Source organism: Nocardia sp. NPDC051750 (assembly GCF_044453135.1).
Lineage (GTDB): Bacteria > Actinomycetota > Actinomycetes > Mycobacteriales > Mycobacteriaceae > Nocardia.
The window spans coordinates 347,199-365,207 of record NZ_JBITCK010000006.1 but is presented as its reverse complement, the minus strand read 5'-3'; the positions used below and the strand labels follow the sequence as shown (position 1 = coordinate 365,207).

The window sequence follows — 18,009 nt, the reverse complement described above, 5'->3', positions numbered from 1 at the left end:
CAAGTTCTAATCTTCTCGATATCAGAATGTACCAGGGCGGTACATATATGGAACACCGGGAGTATCGTGCTGACCCAGCCGTTCGCGGACTCGATCGCCGCCGCCGAGGAAATCATCAAGGGCGCCCCCCATATCCGCACCGAACAGGATCTGGCCGAGGGCTACGACTACCTGGCGGGCAGTATCCGCGCCGCCATCCAGATGTCGTGGGCCTTCGAGCGGGACTTCCCGTTCTTCGTGGCGTCCACCGGGCCCTACACGAAGATGGGCCTGGACAATCCGGACACGCTCTACTGGCACGCCAACCTGCGCCCCGATGCGGAATACGTGGTCCACGGCACCCGGGGCAGCACCCGTGACCTGAGCTTCCAGGTCCTCAACGGCAACTATTCGCCCAGCGAGGTGCCCGGCGGCGAAACCGCCTTCGACGACCGCTCCATCGATATCGCCGCCGACGGGACGTACGAGCTGACCCTGGGGCCCGGGCCTGGCGGGCGCAACCATATCCAGCTCGCCCCCGACGCGACCATGCTGGCGGTACGCGAGGTCTTCGGCGACTGGGCGAACGAGAAGGCCGGCACCGTCCGGATCAGCCGGGTCGATACCGCCGGTGACGCGCCGCCCGCGATCAGCAACGACCTGATGGCGAAACGGTACGAGGTCGCGGGCAAGATGCTGGTCTCCCGGTTGAAGACCTTCCTGGCGTTCCCCGAATGGTTCTATCTGAACCTGCCGGTCAACACCATGACCGAACCGCGGCGTACTCCCGGTGGCCTGTCCACCCAGTTCTCCTCGGTCGGCCACTACGAACTCACCGGCGATCAGGTCATGATCCTGACCGTGCCGAAATCGGACGCGCCCTATCAGGGCTTCCAGCTCGGCAGTATGTGGTACCTGTCGCTGGACTACATCAACCACCAGACCAGCCTCAACGCCGACCAGGCGAACGTGGACCCGGACGGCATGATCCGCCTGGTGATCAGCGAACGTGATCCGGGCCTGGTCAACTGGATCGAGCGCACCGGTCACGATCGGGCTTATCTCCAGTTCCGTTGGCAGCGGCTGTCACGCGAGATGAAACCCGAGGACGGCCCGACGGTGGAACTGGTGTCGTTCGACGAACTACCCGACCGCCTGCCCTACTACCAGGAGTCGCGGATCACCCCGCAGGACTGGAAGGCGCGGATCGCCGCCCGCCAGGCCGCGGTGGCGGAAAGGATGCTCGGCTGATGCTGTTGCAGGACAAAGTTGTCGTCGTCTCGGGAATCGGCCCCGGATTGGGCCAGGCGATCGCGGTGCAGAGCGCGAAAGCCGGCGCGGATGTGGTGCTGGCCTCACGCACCGAGAAGCGGTTGCGCAAGGTAGCAACCGAAATCGAGGAACTGGGACGCCGGGCCCTCGTGGTGCCGACCGATATCACCGACGACGCGGCGGCGCAGGAACTCGTGCGGGCCACGCAGGAGGAGTTCGGCCGGGTGGACGCGCTGGTGAACAACGCGTTCGCCATGCCGCCCATGGTCGATCTGGCCGAGGTCGCGATCGACGATCTGCGCACGAGCTTCGAAACCAATGTTTTCGCCGCGCTGCGCCTGACCCGGCTGTTCGCGCCCGCGCTCGCCGAGCGCAACGGGTCGGTGGTGATGATCAACTCGGCCGTGCTGCGGCACTCCCGGCAGCCCTACGGCCCCTACAAGATGGCGAAGACCACGTTGCTCGCGTTGGCGGAGAGTCTGGCCACCGAACTGGGGCCGCGCGGAATCCGGGTGAACTCGGTGGCACCGGGCTGGATCTGGGCCGACACCCTGAAATGGTATTTCGACTACCTGGCCAAGGAGCGCGGGATCACGGCCCAGGAGGTCTACACCGAGACCGCGGCCGATATCGACCTGCGGCGCCTGCCCGAACCCGACGAGATCGCCGACGCCGTCGTCTTCTTCGCCTCCGAGATGTCCCGGGCCGTCACCGGGACCTGTCTCGATGTGAACTGCGGCGAATTCCACCACTGAGGAGAAACCAGAAATGATCGGCAGGGACGACGTCGGAACGATCGACGATCTGCATGCCTCCGCCACCAAGGTGATCGGCCTGGACGATTTCGGCGCCGACGACTACCGCGCCGGGCTGTCGGTACTGCTCGACTCCTACGCCCAGGACGCCGAGCTCACCCCGTTCGGGAACAAGGTCAATCGCGCGTTCCTGCGCGGTGCGCTGATCGCCCGGGCGCTGAGCGAAGCCGGGTGGAAACAGTATCCGCAGCATGCCGGCGTCACGATCGATCGCCCGATCTTCGTGACCGGGCTGCCGCGGTCGGGCACCACCGCCGTGCACCGCCTGCTCACCGCGGATCCGGGCCATCAGGGTCTGGAGATGTGGCTGACCGAGATGCCGCAGCCGCGCCCACCGCGCGAGACGTGGGAAGAGAATCCGGTATTCCAGCAGTTGCAGGCCGGCTACGAGAAACACCACGTCGAACACCCGGAATTCATGGGTGTGCACCATATTTCCGCCGATCAGGTGGAGGAGTGCTGGCAGCTGCTGCGGCAGTCGGCGATGTCGATCTCCTACGAATGCCTCGGCTACCTGCCGCGGTACTCCGAATGGTTGCGCGACCAGGACTGGACCTCCGCCTACGCGCGCCATCGCCGGAACCTGCAGCTGATCGGACTCAACGATCCGGGCCGCCGGTGGGTGCTGAAGAACCCGAGCCACCTGTTCGCGCTCGACGCCCTGCTCGCGGTCTACCCGGACGCGCTGGTGATCCAGATGCACCGGCAGCCGCGCACCATCGTTCCCTCGGTGTGCAGCCTGAACGAGCAGGCCACGGCGGGCTGGTCGGATAAATTCCGCGGGCCGGTCGTGGGGGAGGCCCAGCTCGAGCTGTGGTCACGCGGGGCGCGGACCTTCCTCGCGGACCGGGCGAAACATCCCGCCGCACAATTCTGCGATGTCTACTACGAGGATTTCGTCACCGACCCGCTGACCACCGTCGAGCGGATCTACGACCACTTCGGAATCGACTTCACCGATACCGCCCGCATGCGGATGGCCGACCTGCACGGCGAATCCACCTCGGGCGCGGCGCGTCCCGCGCACAAGTATTCGCTGGAGGATTTCGGTCTCACCGCCGAACAGGTCGACGAGGCGTTCGCCCCGTACCTCGCCGAGCACTACCCCGGCGGCAGCCGCAGGTAACCACGCGCCCGGTGCGGCGGCGACCTCCGGATCCCCGCCGCACCGGTGCGATCACCCTCGCCCGCCGTCTGTGGCTCGTTCCGGCAGGCGCGGTGCTGTGGCCGCACCACATTTCACCCGGCGTGTGCGCTCGCGCCGTCCTCCGCCGACCTGGCAGCGGTCCCGCCGACTTGGTCCGGGCCGGATGTCCGGCCACGGCCCGCACGGCCGGTGAGTGTCAGGGCTGGCCGGGTTTCAGCACGATGAACAGGCCGTGGGCTTCGGCGCAGAGCCGGTCGCCGTCGTGCAGGGTGGCCTTGATCCAGACCTTGCGGCCCTCCTGGCGTTCGCCCCAGGCGCGGAGTTTCAGCTCCTTGTTCAACGGCGTGATTGCCCGGTAGTCGACGGTGAGCGAGGCCGTCCGGGTGACCGCGCCGGAATACACCGAACCCGCCAGACCCATCAGATCGTCGAACCCCAGCGAGATGTACCCGCCGTGCGCCGCCGCGTTACCGCCCAGGTGGAAGGTGCGGTAGGTGATCCGTGCCTCCACCCCGTCGGGTTCGGCGCGATCCACCCGGTAGGGCGGCAGGGTCACATTGCCCCGCGACGGCAGATCGAATCGGGTCCAGCCCGGGGCGTCCCATTCGTTGTGGACATGCGCGGCGAGCCGGTCGTTGAGCTTCTCCAGGATTCCGGCCGCTTCCTGCACCAGATCATCGGGCGGTACCGCCAGCCGGGCCCGATCCATGAGCGTCCGTACCTGCTCGACGAAATCGCCGTAGTGGGGGCCGCCGCGACTGGTGTCCACCGCGTGGACATGATCCATCAGCTCCGACATCGGCCGGAATCCGCCCTCGTGGTGCTCGGCGTTGGGGAGTGCGTTCCCGGCCTCGTTTTCGCTCATGAGAACACGTTATCGTTCGCACCGGGGTCCGGCGGCGACCGGGGCGCTCCCGCGCGCCCGCCGACCGAGCGGCCCCGCCCTGCTCGGACCGCGTAGGCTGCCGGATATCGGCTGCCCGGGCCCTACTGTTTCACCGGGCGGCCGGGCCCGCCCGTGCGAGATTTCGGGACGGGTTATCTGCACGCGGGGCGGTCGGCTCGGGCCGCCGGGAGGACGACACATGCCGACGATGCCACTGACCCAGCAGAACTTCCAGACGGTGGTGGCCACCAATCACATTGTGCTGGTGGATTTCTGGGCGACCTGGTGTGGGTGGTGCACCCGGTTCGCGCCGGTCTACGAGGCCTCCTCGGAGACTCATCGCGATATCGTGCACGCGACGGTCGAGGCCGAAGCCGAACCCGCGCTCGCCGCGGCCGGGCAGGTCGACCGCTACCCGTGGATCATGGCGTTCCGGGAGGGCATGCTGGTGTATTCGCAGGCGGGTTTCCTGCCCGGCGATCAGCTCGAAGAACTCGTCCAGCAGATCCGGTGGATGGATATGGACGCTTTCCGGCGCGAGCACGGGCAACAGGAGACGGTGCGCGGGCAGAAGGGTCCCACGGTGGAGAGTCCGCCCGCCGGCCGCGCCGGGCCCGCACCGGGTCCCCAGTCCTACGGGTGGCCGGGACTGCGGTCGGCGTGAACAGCGGGCTCGAACCGGGCCGGATCTTCGCCGGCTACCGCATCGAGCGTCTCCTCGGCGCCGGCGGAATGGGGGAGGTGTATCTGGCCCGCGACCGCGATCTGCCGCGCCCGGTCGCGCTGAAACTGCTCAATCCGGTGGTCGGCGACGACCGCGACCTGCGCGCCCGCTTCCTGCGGGAGACCGACACCGTTGCGCGGCTCTCCCATCCGAATATCGTTGCCGTCCATGCCCGCGGCGAAGAAGAGAACCGCCTGTGGATGGCGATGCAGTACGTCGAGGGCACCGATGTCGCGGCGGTGCTGGCCCGCGGGCCCATCCGGCCGGACCACGCGGTGCGGATCACCGAGGAAACCGCGCGCGCCCTCGACTACGCCCACACCGCCGGTATCCTGCACCGCGACGTGAAACCCGCCAACATCCTGCTGGCCTGGGGCGACCAACAGCAGGTGTTCCTGTCCGATTTCGGAATCGCCAAGGCACTCGACCGTTCCGACGGCCTCACCCGTACCGGTGAGCTGTACGCGAGTTTCCACTACGCCGCGCCCGAGTACTTCGGGATGCGCACCGATATCGACCGCCGTGCCGATGTGTACTCGCTGGGCTGCACGCTGTACTACATGCTCACCGGGCAGCTGCCGTATCCGGCGGCGTCCACAGGTGCGCTGATCAACGCTCACCTCAACGCCGCCGTCCCGCTGCCCTCGGCGGCCGATCCGCGGTTGCCGCGCGGCTTCGACGGAGTGATCGCCAAGGCCATGGCGAAGAACCCGGACGAGCGATTCGCCGGTTGCGGTGAACTGGCGCAGGCGGCCCGCCGGGCGCTCACCGACACCGCGGTCACCGTGCCGGCGGTTCTGCCGGTGCCGTCGGTCGCGCAACTCGCGCCGGCTCCATCCCGGAACCGGCGCCGATTCGTCCTCGTCCCGGCGGTGGCGGCGGTCGCCCTCGCGGTATTCGGGACGGTCGCCTGGTTCACCGGAATCCTGCGGCCCGCCGAGGCCGGCCCCGGCAGCCCGGGACCCCCGCCGGCGGACGCGAAAGCCGCCGCCGAACAGGCCGCCTGCGAATACAGCTCCCTGGTGGGCACCTACGACTACGCGGATCCGGCAGGCTGGGAGCAGAAGGTGCAAGCCGGTGCCACCGGACAGTGGAAGAACCAGGCCGAGACGGTACTGCCGATGGCCCGGGTACTCATCTCCGCCGACCCCGAACGGTCCCGGGTCGATACAGCCACCTGTGTGGCGACGATGAGCGCGGACGAGACCCGCGCCGAGGTCCAGGTGCAGCTCAACACCCTCAACGCCGAACCCGGCGCGGCCGAGACGGCCAAGGAACTGTCGGTGTCCACGGTGATGGAATTCGTCGACGGCCGCTGGCTGTGCAGCGTTTTCAATGCACCCTTCATGCCGGGCTGAACGCGGCTGTGATGGTTTGCACACCGCTGGAACGGGGCATCGTCGATAGCGTCCCGTTCGCTACGCATAAGCTGGCCGGGCTGCACGATGGAGGTAAGTCTTGACGGTCGAGGTGCTGGCCGACCCGGAACCGGGCGGGTCGTGGCAGGGCAGGCAACAGCCGGTCCGCTCCGCTCCGCCGGTATCGATGATCGAGCGGATGACACTGATCCTGGACGCGTTCGCGCCCAGCACACCGGTTCTCACATTGCACGACCTGGTGGAACGCACCGGTCTGCCGCGTTCCACGGTGCACCGCATCCTGGACCAGATGATCCGGCTGCGCTGGCTCGCCCATTCACCCGGCGGCTACCGCCTGGGTCTGCGGGCACTGGAACTGGGCGGGCTGGCCGCCGGGCACAACGAACTGCGCGCAGTGATCGGCCCGCTGTTGCACGAGTTGTGCCAGCGGACCGCCTCGGTCGGGCATCTCGGTGTCCTCGACGGCCGGGACGTGGTCTACCTGGACAAGACCGGCGGCCGGCAGAGCGCCACGGTCCCGACCCGGATCGGGGGCCGGCTACCGGCGCACAGCACCGCCCTCGGCAAGGCGCTGCTGGCCAGCCTGGATCCGGGTGTGGTGGAAACCTCGCTGCGCGAACGGCTTCCCCGGCTCACCTCACGCACGATCGGGGACCGGCTGGAACTGCACCGCGAACTGGCCCGGATCCGTAGCCGGCAGGGGATCGCGGTGGACAACGAGGAGGCGGTCGCCGGGATCGGCTGTGTCGCGGTCCCGGTGCGGCGGCGTGGCGTGGCGGTGGCGGCGCTGTCCCTGTCGACCCGGATCGGCGTGGGCCGCCCTGCCATCGATACCGGCCGGCAGGCCCGGCAGCTGGCGGCGCTGGCCACCGAGGCCGGTCGGCTCCTCTCCCGCGAGTGAGCTGCACGGCCCGCCGCCAGGTCGGGGCAGTGTCCGGGCCTGGGGCAGGGCTGCCCAACCGATGTCTCGTGACGCGGTCCGGCCGGGCGTCTGGTCGGGCGGTGTGGTCGTCGCCTGGTCCGGCCGTGTGGTCTCCAGCGCTTGGTCAGGCGGTGCCGAGCGAGCGGGCGAGTGCCCGGCCCGCGGCCCGGCCGGAGAAGATGCAACCGCCGAGGAAGGTGCCCTCCAGTGCGTTGTAGCCGTGTACGCCGCCGCCACCGAATCCGGCGACCTCACCCGCGGCGTACAACCCGGGCAGGGGCGTGCCGTCGGGCCGGATCACCTGTGAATCCAGATCGGTCTGCAAACCGCCGAGCGTTTTTCGGGTGAGGATGTTCAGCCGCACCGCGATGAGCGGGCCGGCGGCCGGATCGAGGATCCGGTGCGGTTTCGCGACGCGCGCGGTTTTGTCGCCGAAGAAGTTGCGAGCGTTGTGAATCGCCGTGACCTGGGCATCCTTGCTGAACTTGTTGGTGATCTCCCGGTCCCGCGCGACGATCTGACGCTCCAGGTCGGCATGGTCCAGCTGCGGTCCGCGGGCGATCGCGTTCATCCCGTCCACCAGCTCACGCAGCGTATCGGCCACGACGAAATCCACGCCGTGCTCCTTGAAGGCCTCCACGGGCCCGGGTGCGCCCTTGGTGAACCTGCTGCGCACGGTGGCGAGGCGGTCCTTGCTGGTGATATCCGGATTCTGCTCCGACCCCGAGAGTGCGAATTCCTTCTCGATGATCGCCTGGGTGAGCACGAACCACGAATAGTCGTGGCCCGTCGCCAGGATGGCTTTCATGGTGGTGTTGGTATCGAAACCGGGGAAACAAGGGGCCGGGAGCCGTTTACCGGTCGCGTCGAACCACAGTGAGGACGGGCCGGGAATGATGCGGATCGCGTGATCGGGCCAGATCGGGTCCCAATTGTTGATGCCCTCGGTGTAATGCCACATGCGGTCGCGGTTCACCAGGGCGGCACCGGCCGATTCGGCGATACCGAGCATCCGGCCGTCCACATGGGCGGGCACACCGGAGATCATGGTCGCCGGCGCCGGGCCGAGGCGATCGACCGGCCAGTTGCGGCGGATGAGGTCGTGATTGTGGCCGATACCGCCGGAGGTCACCAGAACGGCGCCCGCGTGGAATTCGAAATCGTCCACCACGGTGCGCGGCGACGCCACTCCGCGTGGCAGCTCCGTCGGTTCGAGCACACTGCCGCGGACACCGGTGACCGCGCCGTCTTCGACGATCAATTCGTCGACCCGATGCCGGAACGCGAAGCGCACCAGGCCGTTGCGCTCCGCTTCGAGTACCGGGTTCAGGAAGATCTCCAGCACGCCGGGCCCGGTTCCCCAGGAGATATGGAACCGCGGCACCGAGTTGCCGTGCCCGTCGGCCAGTGCGCCGCCGCGTTCGGCCCAGCCGACCAGCGGCGTGACTCGCAGCCCGAGGTCGTACAGATAGTCCCGTTTCTCGGTGGCCGCGAACCGGACGTAGGCCTCCGCCCACTGCCGCGCCCAGTGGTCCTCGTCGTCGCGGTCGAATCCGGCCGAGCCCAGCCAGTCCTGCAGCGCCAGTTCGTAGGAGTCGTGGATACCGAGCCGCCGCTGTTCGGGGCTGTCGACGAAGAACAGGCCGCCGAGCGACCAGAACGCCTGCCCGCCCACCGTGTTGCGGTTCTCCTGGTCGAGGACGAGAACGCGATGCCCGGCCCTGGTCAGTTCGTAGGTGGCGACGAGACCGGCCAGTCCCGCGCCGACGACGATCACGGGGTAGTCGTCGGCGGATATCCGGTCGCCAGGAGAGGTTTCGGACACGGTTCACCCTTCGCTCACGGTGTGTACCGGCGGGAATGTATCAGACGGCCGGAGGGGACAGGCTCGGTTCCGCGGGCGGTCCCGGGAGCCTAGGAGGGGCGCCGGGCCGGGAACTCGGCAGCCAGTTCGGTGAACACGGCGCGGTTCAGGACGAATGCCCGTTTACCTTCGTCGAGGATGCGGCGTTGTTCGAGCTCGTCCACGCCGATCCGGTCGAGCAGGGCGCGGTACTCGCGCTTGAACGCCGCCGGATTGCCGATCCGATCGAAGACATAGAACCGCACACCGTCGCCGCGATGCGGCAGATCCCACAGCTTCTCGGCGTGGCCGCGGATCACTTGGCCGCCGGACAGGTCGCCCAGGTACCGCGTGTAGTGGTGGGCTATATAGCCACCGGGCCAGGTCCGGGCACATTCTTCGATCCGTGCGGCGTAGTCCGCGGTCGCCGGGAGCGGGGCCAGATCCGTGTGCCAGTCCGGTCCGGACAGGTGGATCAGGTCGCGTTCCAGTTCGGCCGTGCGGGCGAGTTCCGGCTTGATGAACGGGCCTGCCACCGCATCCTCGGCCAGGGCGGCGCTGTGTTTCTCCAGTGCTCGGTAGATGAACCAGAGCTGGCCGGTGTAGCGGCGGTAGGAGTCGATCCCCAGTGAACCGCCGAGCATCTCGCTGATGAAGGTCGAATTCTCCGCCTCCTCGTGCTCCCGGGCGGTGGCCTCCCGGATCCGGGTGGAGAACGGGATGGCCGGATCGGTGGTCTCGGTGGTCTCCGGCATCGAACGAACCTTCCTGCGAACGCGGTATGGATACACCGCCCGATCACTCGGTCGGGGGGGGGGGGGGGGCCGCCCCCCCCCCCCCCCCCCCCCCCCCCCCGGCCGACTACCCGACCATACCGGGCCGGTACCGCCTGTGGTGACCTCCGTCAGTCGGCGTCGGAGCCCAGCGGGACAGGCTGCGGCCCGGTCGGGAACAGTCCGGATTCACCCGCGCCGACGCCGACCGGCTCGGCCGGTGCCCCGACCCCCACCGGCTCCGGGGGCGGGGCCAGCGGCATCGCGGTGGTCGGCAGCAGATCCTCGGTCAGGCCCAGCGGTGCGGTGGGCAGCGCCAGCAGATCCGCGGGCAGGACCGGCATTTCCCGCGTCTCGGGTGAGGCCACCGCGGATATCGCATCGGACAGCTCGTCCGGCCGCACCGAGACGGCCGAACTCAGCGGCGCCGGATCCAGGTCGCGGGTCCACACCTCGCGATCGACGTGCGGAACGCGTGCCCGGCCCCGCCCGGGGGACGTGGGTACCTGGGGCAACTGCCCGGCCACCGGGAATCCGATCGGCATCTCCGGTGAGGCCATGATGGCGGCGGGCGCCGCGCCCAGTACCGGATTGTGGCGGCGGCCCAGCGGTGCGGCCCGCCGCTTGCCCAGGTTCACCGACGGCAGTCGTTTGCCGAGGTTCACGGTCGGCCGGCGCTTGCGCAGGACTACCGGGCGCCGCAGCGCCCCGAACTTGCGCAGGACCGTCGGGCGGCGCACGGTCCGGTCGAACCATTCACCGAGCGTTACCCCGCCGGCCAGCGCGCAGCCGATACCGAACGCCGCCAGCAACTGGTCCGCACCGCGGGTGATCTCGTCGTTGAGCATGCCGTACAACCCGCGGTAGATGCTCAGGCCGGGCAGCAGGGGCGTGATACCGGCGAGCGCCACGACCAGCGGCGGCGTCAGCGTGCGGCGGGCGAACAGGCCACCGACCAGGCCGATCACGATGGCGGCCGCGCCCGCGGCGATCACCGGGCCGAAACCGGTCGCCATCACCAGCAGGTAGCAGATGGTGCCCATGGCGCCACTGACCGCCGCCGCGGCCAGCGCCCGCTTCTCCGCGTAGCAGGCCAGCGAGAACGCGAGTGCCGCCACCGCGCCGGCCAGTACCTGCACGGGAAGGTTCGTCAGCGCGTGCCCGGGACCGAGATCGAGCGGTACCGTCGCGTCGAACATTTCGCCGACCCGCAGGGTGAGTGCGATGCCGGCGATGATCCCGCCGGTCATCATCAGCAGCTCGAGCATGCGCGCGGCCGCCGTGATCGGCGCCCCGGTGATCGCGTCCTGGACCGAGCCCACCAGGCTCAGCCCACTGAGCAGCACCGTGATCCCGGCCGCGATGATCAGCGTGGGACTCACCGAAATACCCAGCGGGTCGGCGACGGCCGCCAGGGCCACCGCCGGGGTCGCGGCGATCGCACCACCCACCAGATGCTGGAAGAAGAACGGCAGACCGTACCGGTTGAGTGCCCGGTTGGTCCGGTCGATCACCGCGGTGGTGACGAAGCTGAGCGCGACGACGAGCACGCCGCCGCCGAGCAGCAGGGAAATCGCGGCGGCCATCAGCGACCAGCCGAAGGTTGCCGTCCAGCGCTTGTACGGGTGCGGCGCCGACGTGATGGCGTCCAGCGCGGCGCGCGCCTCCTGGGGCGGTACGACCTCGCGACGGATCCGGCGGGTCAGCCGGTCCACGGCGGCGAGCCGGGTGAAGTCCAGCGAGCGGTACTGCACCACCCGCATGGAGCTGGCCGGTGGCAGCCGGGTGCCGCGATGGACGTAGATGCGGATGGAGTTGTAGGTGACCTCGACATCACAGGCCGACAGACCGTAGGTGGCGGCAATGAAGCGCACCGTGGTCTGGGTATCGGTGACGGCGGTCCCCGACGCCAGCACCACCTCGCCCATCCGCACAGCCAGATCCAGCACCTCGGCGACCGCGGCGTCATCGGTGAGATCGATCGGCTGCAGCGGGGCAGGGGCGGAGACGATCGTATCGGCGGTGGCGGGACGGTCGGCGACCAATTTCTTGATGGCACCGGTGATCACGGGCAGGCGCAAGGGGGTACTCCGAGAAGCGGAATAACCCGACGGGTCCGGAGAGATCTGTGGTGTGGAGGTCGCTCCTTCCAGGAATCCTTGCGCAGCCATAGCCGCGAAGGTAGTGGTCGGAGGCGCCTCATTTCCACCGAAAACCGGGTCGAATGAATGTGACGTTCGTTACGCGCAGGTTTATTCGATGTTTCGACTGGACAAAGGAATCCGTTTGCGCAGGTCGGATGCCTTCCGCCTGGGGCGTCGGTCCCCACGGTGCGCGCGTTACGTGTCGTTCGTCGCAGGGCCGCGCGCAGGGGTCTCGCTGCCGAACACAGCTCCGCTTCGCTACGGCTCGACGTGGTCTGCGGGACGGGAGTCGCCCGAGATATCCCTCGGCCGTACCGCTGCCGACACCGCGGCCCGCGCGGTCTGTCGACCGGCTTCGCCCGATCCCGCCGATTAGGGTCGGAGGTATGAGCACCGGGAGCACTGCGACAGCACACCATCTACGGCAGGCACTGGACGGGCCGTGGCGCGATGTCCGGGAGGAGGCGCGTACCCAGCTCGCCGGCGGGCAGTTCGCGGGCGATCCCGACCTGGACCTTCCCGCCGCCCGCGCCCGTGTCCTCGACCAGATGCGGGAGATCGCGAAACTCGGTCTGGCCGACCGTGGTTTCCGCCGGGAGCACGGTGGCACCGGCGAACCCGGTGCGGCCGTCGTGGGATTGGAGATGCTGGCCTACGCGGATCTGTCGCTCTGGGTGAAATCCGGCGTGCAGTGGGGTCTGTTCGGTGGTGCGGTGGAGAACCTGGGCACCGAACGGCACAGCGAGCACATCCGGCGCCTGATCTCCCTGGATCTGCTCGGCTGTTTCGCGATGACCGAATCCGGGCACGGCAGCGATGTGGCGAACCTGGAAACCACGGCCACCTACGATCCGGCCACCGAGGAGTTCGTGGTCCACACGCCCACCCCGTCGGCGCGTAAGGACTACATCGGCGGTGCCGCCGAACACGCCCGGATGGCCGCGGTTTTCGCCCAGTTGCGCACGCCGTCGGGTGAACACGGTGTGCACTGCCTGCTGGTCCCGATCCGGGACGAGCAGGGCGACGACCTCCCCGGCGTCACCACGTCCGATGACGGCCGCAAAGGTGGCCTACCGGGCGTGGACAACGGCCGCATCGTTTTCGATCAGGTGCGGGTGCCGCGGGAGAACCTGCTCAACCGTTACGGCGATGTCGCACCCGACGGCACCTACAGCTCCGATATCGACAACCCCAGCCGGCGGTTCTTCACCACGCTGGGCACGCTGGTCCGCGGCCGGGTGAGCGTCGGTGGCGCAGCGGCCGCCGGCGCGCGGGTGGCATTGAGTATCGCGGTGCGGTACGCCCTGAAACGCCGGCAGTTCGGCAATCCGGATGACGGCGGGGAAACGCTGCTCCTGGACTACCGGATGCATCAGCGCCGGCTGCTGCCGCTGGTGGCCCGCTCCTATGCGTTGGCGTTCGCGCAGAACGATCTGGTCCGCCGCATGCATCTGGTGCAGACCGGCCAGGACCTCGATCCGCATTCGCAGCGGGCCCTGGAGAAGCGGGCCGCCGGTTTCAAGGTGGCGCAGACCCGGTTCGCGACGGCAGCCATCCAGGAATGCCGCGAGGCGTGCGGCGGTGCCGGCTATCTGACGGAGAACCGCCTGGTCGCGCTCAAAGCCGATACCGATGTGTTCACCACCTTCGAGGGCGACAATGTGGTGCTCACGCAGCTGGTCGCCAAGGAGATCCTCACCGCCTACGCCGACGAGGTCCGCGATCTCGACGCGCTCGGCTGGGTCCGGTTCGCCGCGACCATGGCCGGGGATGTGGTGCGTAAACGGTCCGGCGTGCGGCAGCTGATCCAGAACCTCCGCGACCGCAGTGGCGAGACCGTCGACGAAGGCGATCTGGGCAAACGAGCCACCCAACTCCAGCTGTTTGCCGACCGCGAGGACTATCTGACCCGTACCGCCGCGCACCGGCTGCGGGCCCGCGCCGAGGAGACCGGGCCGTTCGAGGCGTTCAACAACGCGCAGGACCATATCCTGGCGGCCGGTGCCGCCCATATCGACCGGCTGGTGCTGGAGGCATTCATCGAAGGCATCGCCGATATCGAGGACGACGCGGCGCGCGCGCTCGCCGAGACGGTCTGCGATCTGTACGTGTATTCACTGCTGGAGGACAACTCGGCCTGGTTCATCATGCACCGGTTCATGTCGGTGGAGCGGGCCAAAGCGGTGCGCCGCGGCGTGAACGAATTGGTCGACCGGCTCCGCCCGGATGCGCTCACCCTCGTCGAAGCCCTGGGCGTTCCGGAGTCCATGCTGGGCGCCGCCATGCTCGACGACGCGAGCGTGTACGAACGGCAGTGACCACCTGAACCGGGGCGTGTTCGTCCGTGGCACGTTGGGCCGCGCGCCGCACTCCGGCCGGAGGACGGCCGGCACCGAGGTGCCGGCCGTCCTGCGTACCGGGTGCGTACGAGCGTTTCGGGCGGGAGGCCGGTGAGCCCGGGACCGGGTCAGGTGGTGAAAGGGCCGCCCCGTCCAGGTCGGCTGTCACGCGGGCGGTCTTTCTCGTTCGGAACGCTCGCGCCGGTGGTGGAGTCCCGGGCCGCGGCCGGTCTCGGAACGGGTCAGTAGTGCCCGCGCCCGAACGCGCGACGGGCGTACACCGAGACCCAGTACAGAGCGACGGCCAAGGCGACTCCCGCGGCGGCACCGCCCAGGACATCGGTCGCCAGATGGTAGTCCAGCGCGATCATGCCCACCGCGCCCGCGCACCAGCCGGCCACGGCCAGCAATACGATCACCATCCGGGCGCGGACCGACCGCAGCAGCAGCACCAGGGCCGTGACCACCGAGACCAGATGGACGGTATGGCCGCTCGGATACGCCAGGTAGTCGTGCAGCGGACGCCCCCACCAGGGTTTCAGCGCCCAGGTATTGACCGCCACCGCGAGCTCCGGCACCAGCACGACCGTGGCGGTTTCCCACCACCTGCGCTGCCAGGCGAACCATGCCGCGCCGCCGCACAACACTGCGAGCACGATGCCGGTGCTGCTCGCCAGCGCGAGCACCTCCGCCACCCAGGGCCGCGGATCCAGTCGCGGGTCGATGCGGGCCCCGACCTCCAGATCGAAGGCGGTCGGCCCGCCGCCCGCCGGGAACGACAGGGGCAGGGCGACTGCTACCGCGGCTCCGGTGGCAGCAATCACGCCGGTGGCGAGAGGGTCGGCAATATCCGCCGGCTCGCCCGAGCGGGATTCCGGCGTCCGGTTCTCCGCATCGGGATGCGGGTGCGCACGCCGATCGGGGCGGTCCTCGGTGGTGTGGGGGATATATCCGGAAGGCCGGTTCGCATCGAACGGATCCGGCGTGCCGGGTGCGGTGCTCACGAACCGACCCTAATGGGCGGAGCGGAGCGAAGCCCATCCGCGCCCGGCCGACGCGGATGCGGAGGTATGCCCGGTGGGTAGGGGCAGGGAAGCCCCCTTCGCAGCGCATACCGCCGGAGCGGATGCGGAGATACGCCGATCCACTCGACGGCGGGCCGGGGCGATGGTGTGGGTCCAGTTCTGCGGCGTGAACCCGGTCCGGATCCGAGAGGCCGTGCGGGGCCGGTATTGCCCTGGGGAAGCTCAGCCGGGGCCGTAGGTGAGGAAGGCGGTGATCACGAACCACAGCACCCAGGCGACGGCGACGAACGTTCCGAGCGCGAACATCGCACGCATGAACGCCCGGCCGAAATCGATATCGCCCACCTCCCGCGGGTACAGGCGCCACGGGCTGTACCAGGGGGTGCGGAACCGTCGCCCACTGGCTACGCGTTCGAGCTCGGCGAGATCCTCGGCGTACTGTTCGGCTTCCGCCTGGGCCGGCCCGCCGTGCCACAGTGTGACATCGATCGGGCCCAGGAACCCCTCGTCGATCAGTGATTGCGGCCCGGGCAGGTACGCCAGGATCCCCAGACTGCGGAACGCGGTGGCCACATCGTTGGCGGTCCAGCGATGCGACTCCCGTTCGGCGAGGACGCCGAAGTAATGCCGGAGGCTTTCGGGATCGTCGCCGACGATCACATCGAAACTCGGGTCCTGCACCTTCTGTTCGATCTGCACCGGGACCCGCTGGAACGGGATGATCAGAGCGACACCGTGGACAACCCGTTGCCCCAGCCCGCGCGCGGCCAGCCAGCTCTGCAGGGCGAAGGTGTGTTCGCGGGAGCGTTCCAGCAGTGAACGGTCGTCGGCGGCCTCCAATTCGGCCTGGACCCCGTTGAGCGTCGATCGGCCGGTGAGCGGAACGTGCAGGGTGCCGCCGTGATCACTGCGCAGGCCGGCCACGTCGATCACCACACAACTCGTGGGCGTCCAGACGACGGCGTCGAAGTGGTAGGTCGCGCCCTGGTACAGCAGGTCGCAGTTGACCGTCGCGACGCCGTGCGGGCTGTCCACACCGCCCCAGCCGCTGAGCCAGTCGATCAGGGACCGCTCGGCAAAACTGTCGGTGCTGTCCTGTACCTGCACGAGCATGGTGACCGCCCTTCGCGTCCGAACCGAGGCTGTGGCCGCGCCGACTCCGGACGGCGCACTTCTAAAAACTACCGGTCCGGTTCCTCCGCCGGAAGTTTCCCGGCCCGAACCGCCGCGACGAGTTCGGCGTGATCGGCCTCGGTGCGGTCGGCGTAGCGGACCGCGAAATCGGCGACGGCGCTGTCGAAGTCCGCGTCGTCACCCAGGTAGCCGCTGATCAGCCGGGGGTCGAGGGAACGGCCGTGCGCGCGGGCCAGCAAGGCGCCGGCGAGGCGGCCGTAATCGTCGAGATCGTGTGGTTCGAGTTCCTCGGGCGCTATCCCGCCCTTGAGGTTGCGGAACTGGCGCACGATGAACGGCAGTTCCCGGGTGCCGCCGCCGGGCTGCGGCACCACCATGGTGGTCCAGCCCAGCAGGATATCCGTTTCGGTCTGAACCAGCCTGGCGCCCTGCACAATTCGTTCGCCTTCGTGCGCCGGCGGTGCGATCCCGAGGACCGGCGCCAGCGTCGAGGGCGCGGCCTGTTTGAGCTGCAACACCAGTACTTCGCCCGAATTACCGTGCAGCAGTGCGACATAGCTGTGCAGGCCGACGCTCCCGGTGCCGACGATCCGGAACGCGATATCGGTGACGGCGAACCGCGCCAGCAGGCCCTGCCGGGATTCGCGCAGGCTGGCGCCGTAACGTTCCAGCGCGTCGATGGCCGCGTCCTCCACGTCCTGCGGCACCGTGGTGAGGATCGGCGGATCACTGACGAAACGGTGGCTTTCGATCCCGGTTTCGTGATCGTCCATATGGGTCCACTTCCGCACGACCTTCTCGCTTGTGTTCTTCCGGGCCTTCTTGGCGGCCTTCTGGAAGTTGTCGAGCAGATCGTCGGCCTCGACACGATCGAGGATCGATTCGTCGGCCAGCGCCGACCACGAGGTCAGGAACGGCCGCTCCGCCAGCTTGGCGGCGGTGCGCCGGTAGCTGCGGGCGGCATCGGCCGCAGCCGTGCGGCATTCGTCTTCGCCGGCGCCGCCGGCCCGGCCGGCCAGCACCAGGCTGGCCGCCAGCCGTTCCAGATCCCATTCCCAGGGGCCCGGCACAGTTTCGTCGAAATCGTTGATGTCCATGACGATTTCGCCGCGTGAGGTGCCGTAGAGGCCGAAGTTGGCCGCATGCGCGTCGCCGCAGAGCTGGGCGTGGAAGCCGGTGTCCGGACCACCCGCCAGGTCGAGGGCCATCAGCCCGGCGGCACCCCGGTAGAAGGCGAACGGGGAGGCCGCCATTCGGCCGACCCGCAGCGGGATCAGGTGATCGAGCCGCCCGTCGTTGGTGGCTTCGACGAATTCGAGTACCGACGGTCGCCCTTCGGTGCGGATCTCGCGGTCGCGTGCGGTCCGTGGTACCCGGTCGCGGACGGCTCGTCCACGGGCAAGTATTTCCTCGGCGGGGGTGTACGAGCGCAGGGGGATACGACTGTTCGGCACGGGGTAACGGTACCGATCGGCCCGACCGGCACGGGATGGCACGTGACCGGGAAATCGCGGTGGTTGTTGCCGTGCGGTCGGCTCGTGTCCGCCGGGGAGATCGGCAGACGCAGTGCCGCGGGGCGGCCGCGGGTACCGCCGGGGGCATGACGACGACGTCGTCGCCGCCTCCC

13 protein-coding genes and 1 pseudogene are annotated in these 18,009 nt (G+C 68.9%); 7 read left to right on the top strand and 7 right to left on the bottom strand.

Going from position 1 to position 18,009, the window contains the following annotated elements; genetic code table 11:
* The first annotated feature begins 66 nt into the window (after positions 1 to 66).
* From ACIA75_RS26465 to ACIA75_RS26455, 3 genes are read left to right on the top strand one after another with little or no spacing between them, the layout of a single operon-like run.
* Positions 67 to 1,230 carry a hypothetical protein gene (locus ACIA75_RS26465; protein ID WP_397108537.1) on the top strand — a complete coding sequence of 388 codons (1,164 nt, stop codon included), beginning with the start codon at positions 67 to 69 and terminating at the stop codon, positions 1,228 to 1,230.
* Positions 1,230 to 2,006, top strand: a complete 777-nt coding sequence (locus ACIA75_RS26460) for an SDR family oxidoreductase (protein ID WP_397108535.1) — start codon at positions 1,230 to 1,232, stop codon at positions 2,004 to 2,006. The genes ACIA75_RS26465 and ACIA75_RS26460 overlap by 1 nt, the downstream gene beginning before the upstream one ends.
* A gap of 13 nt (positions 2,007 to 2,019) precedes the next feature.
* On the top strand, positions 2,020 to 3,192 hold the full coding sequence (locus tag ACIA75_RS26455) for a sulfotransferase family protein (protein ID WP_397108533.1): 1,173 nt from the start codon (positions 2,020 to 2,022) through the stop codon (positions 3,190 to 3,192).
* Between the two features lie 217 nt (positions 3,193 to 3,409).
* Here ACIA75_RS26455 and ACIA75_RS26450 read toward each other — a convergent pair whose 3' ends face one another.
* The gene (locus ACIA75_RS26450; protein ID WP_397108531.1) at positions 3,410 to 4,078 is read right to left on the bottom strand and encodes a PaaI family thioesterase; all 669 of its coding nucleotides are present in this window, start codon (positions 4,076 to 4,078) and stop codon (positions 3,410 to 3,412) included.
* A gap of 220 nt (positions 4,079 to 4,298) precedes the next feature.
* Here ACIA75_RS26450 and ACIA75_RS26445 point away from each other — a divergent pair, with 220 nt between their 5' ends.
* The 3 genes from ACIA75_RS26445 (at position 4,299) to ACIA75_RS26435 (ending at position 7,103) form a co-directional block, all read left to right on the top strand.
* On the top strand, positions 4,299 to 4,763 hold the full coding sequence (locus ACIA75_RS26445; RefSeq protein ID WP_397108529.1) for a thioredoxin family protein: 465 nt from the start codon (positions 4,299 to 4,301) through the stop codon (positions 4,761 to 4,763).
* A complete protein-coding gene (locus ACIA75_RS26440) occupies positions 4,739 to 6,181 on the top strand; it encodes a serine/threonine-protein kinase (protein ID WP_397108528.1) in 1,443 nt (480 codons plus the stop codon). Before ACIA75_RS26445 ends, ACIA75_RS26440 begins: the two co-directional genes overlap by 25 nt.
* Before the next feature lie 100 nt (positions 6,182 to 6,281).
* The gene (locus tag ACIA75_RS26435; RefSeq protein WP_397108526.1) at positions 6,282 to 7,103 is read left to right on the top strand and encodes an IclR family transcriptional regulator; all 822 of its coding nucleotides are present in this window, start codon (positions 6,282 to 6,284) and stop codon (positions 7,101 to 7,103) included.
* 145 nt (positions 7,104 to 7,248) lie between these two features.
* Here ACIA75_RS26435 and ACIA75_RS26430 read toward each other — a convergent pair whose 3' ends face one another.
* From ACIA75_RS26430 to ACIA75_RS26420, 3 genes and pseudogenes are all read right to left on the bottom strand, one after another.
* Positions 7,249 to 8,949, bottom strand: coding sequence for an FAD-binding dehydrogenase (locus ACIA75_RS26430; protein ID WP_397108524.1), 1,701 nt, complete (start codon positions 8,947 to 8,949; stop codon positions 7,249 to 7,251).
* A gap of 89 nt (positions 8,950 to 9,038) precedes the next feature.
* Positions 9,039 to 9,722: a heme oxygenase (biliverdin-producing) gene (locus tag ACIA75_RS26425; protein ID WP_397108522.1), complete on the bottom strand. Its 684-nt coding sequence runs from the start codon at positions 9,720 to 9,722 to the stop codon at positions 9,039 to 9,041.
* 689 nt (positions 9,723 to 10,411) lie between these two features.
* A pseudogene (locus ACIA75_RS26420) lies at positions 10,412 to 11,911 on the bottom strand (threonine/serine exporter ThrE family protein); the annotation flags it as partial.
* 359 nt (positions 11,912 to 12,270) lie between these two features.
* On the opposite strand from ACIA75_RS26420, the gene ACIA75_RS26415 reads away from it, so the two are divergent.
* Complete coding sequence (locus tag ACIA75_RS26415) at positions 12,271 to 14,202, top strand: acyl-CoA dehydrogenase (RefSeq protein WP_397108520.1); 1,932 nt, start codon at positions 12,271 to 12,273, stop codon at positions 14,200 to 14,202.
* Between the two features lie 263 nt (positions 14,203 to 14,465).
* Here ACIA75_RS26415 and ACIA75_RS26410 read toward each other — a convergent pair whose 3' ends face one another.
* The 3 genes from ACIA75_RS26410 to ACIA75_RS26400 form a co-directional block, all read right to left on the bottom strand.
* Positions 14,466 to 15,227, bottom strand: a complete 762-nt coding sequence (locus tag ACIA75_RS26410; protein ID WP_397108518.1) for a phosphatase PAP2 family protein — start codon at positions 15,225 to 15,227, stop codon at positions 14,466 to 14,468.
* A gap of 243 nt (positions 15,228 to 15,470) precedes the next feature.
* A complete protein-coding gene (locus ACIA75_RS26405) occupies positions 15,471 to 16,361 on the bottom strand; it encodes an NERD domain-containing protein (RefSeq protein ID WP_397108516.1) in 891 nt (296 codons plus the stop codon).
* Between the two features lie 68 nt (positions 16,362 to 16,429).
* Positions 16,430 to 17,836, bottom strand: coding sequence for a DUF2252 domain-containing protein (locus ACIA75_RS26400; protein WP_397108514.1), 1,407 nt, complete (start codon positions 17,834 to 17,836; stop codon positions 16,430 to 16,432).
* Between the last annotated feature and the right edge of the window lie 173 nt (positions 17,837 to 18,009).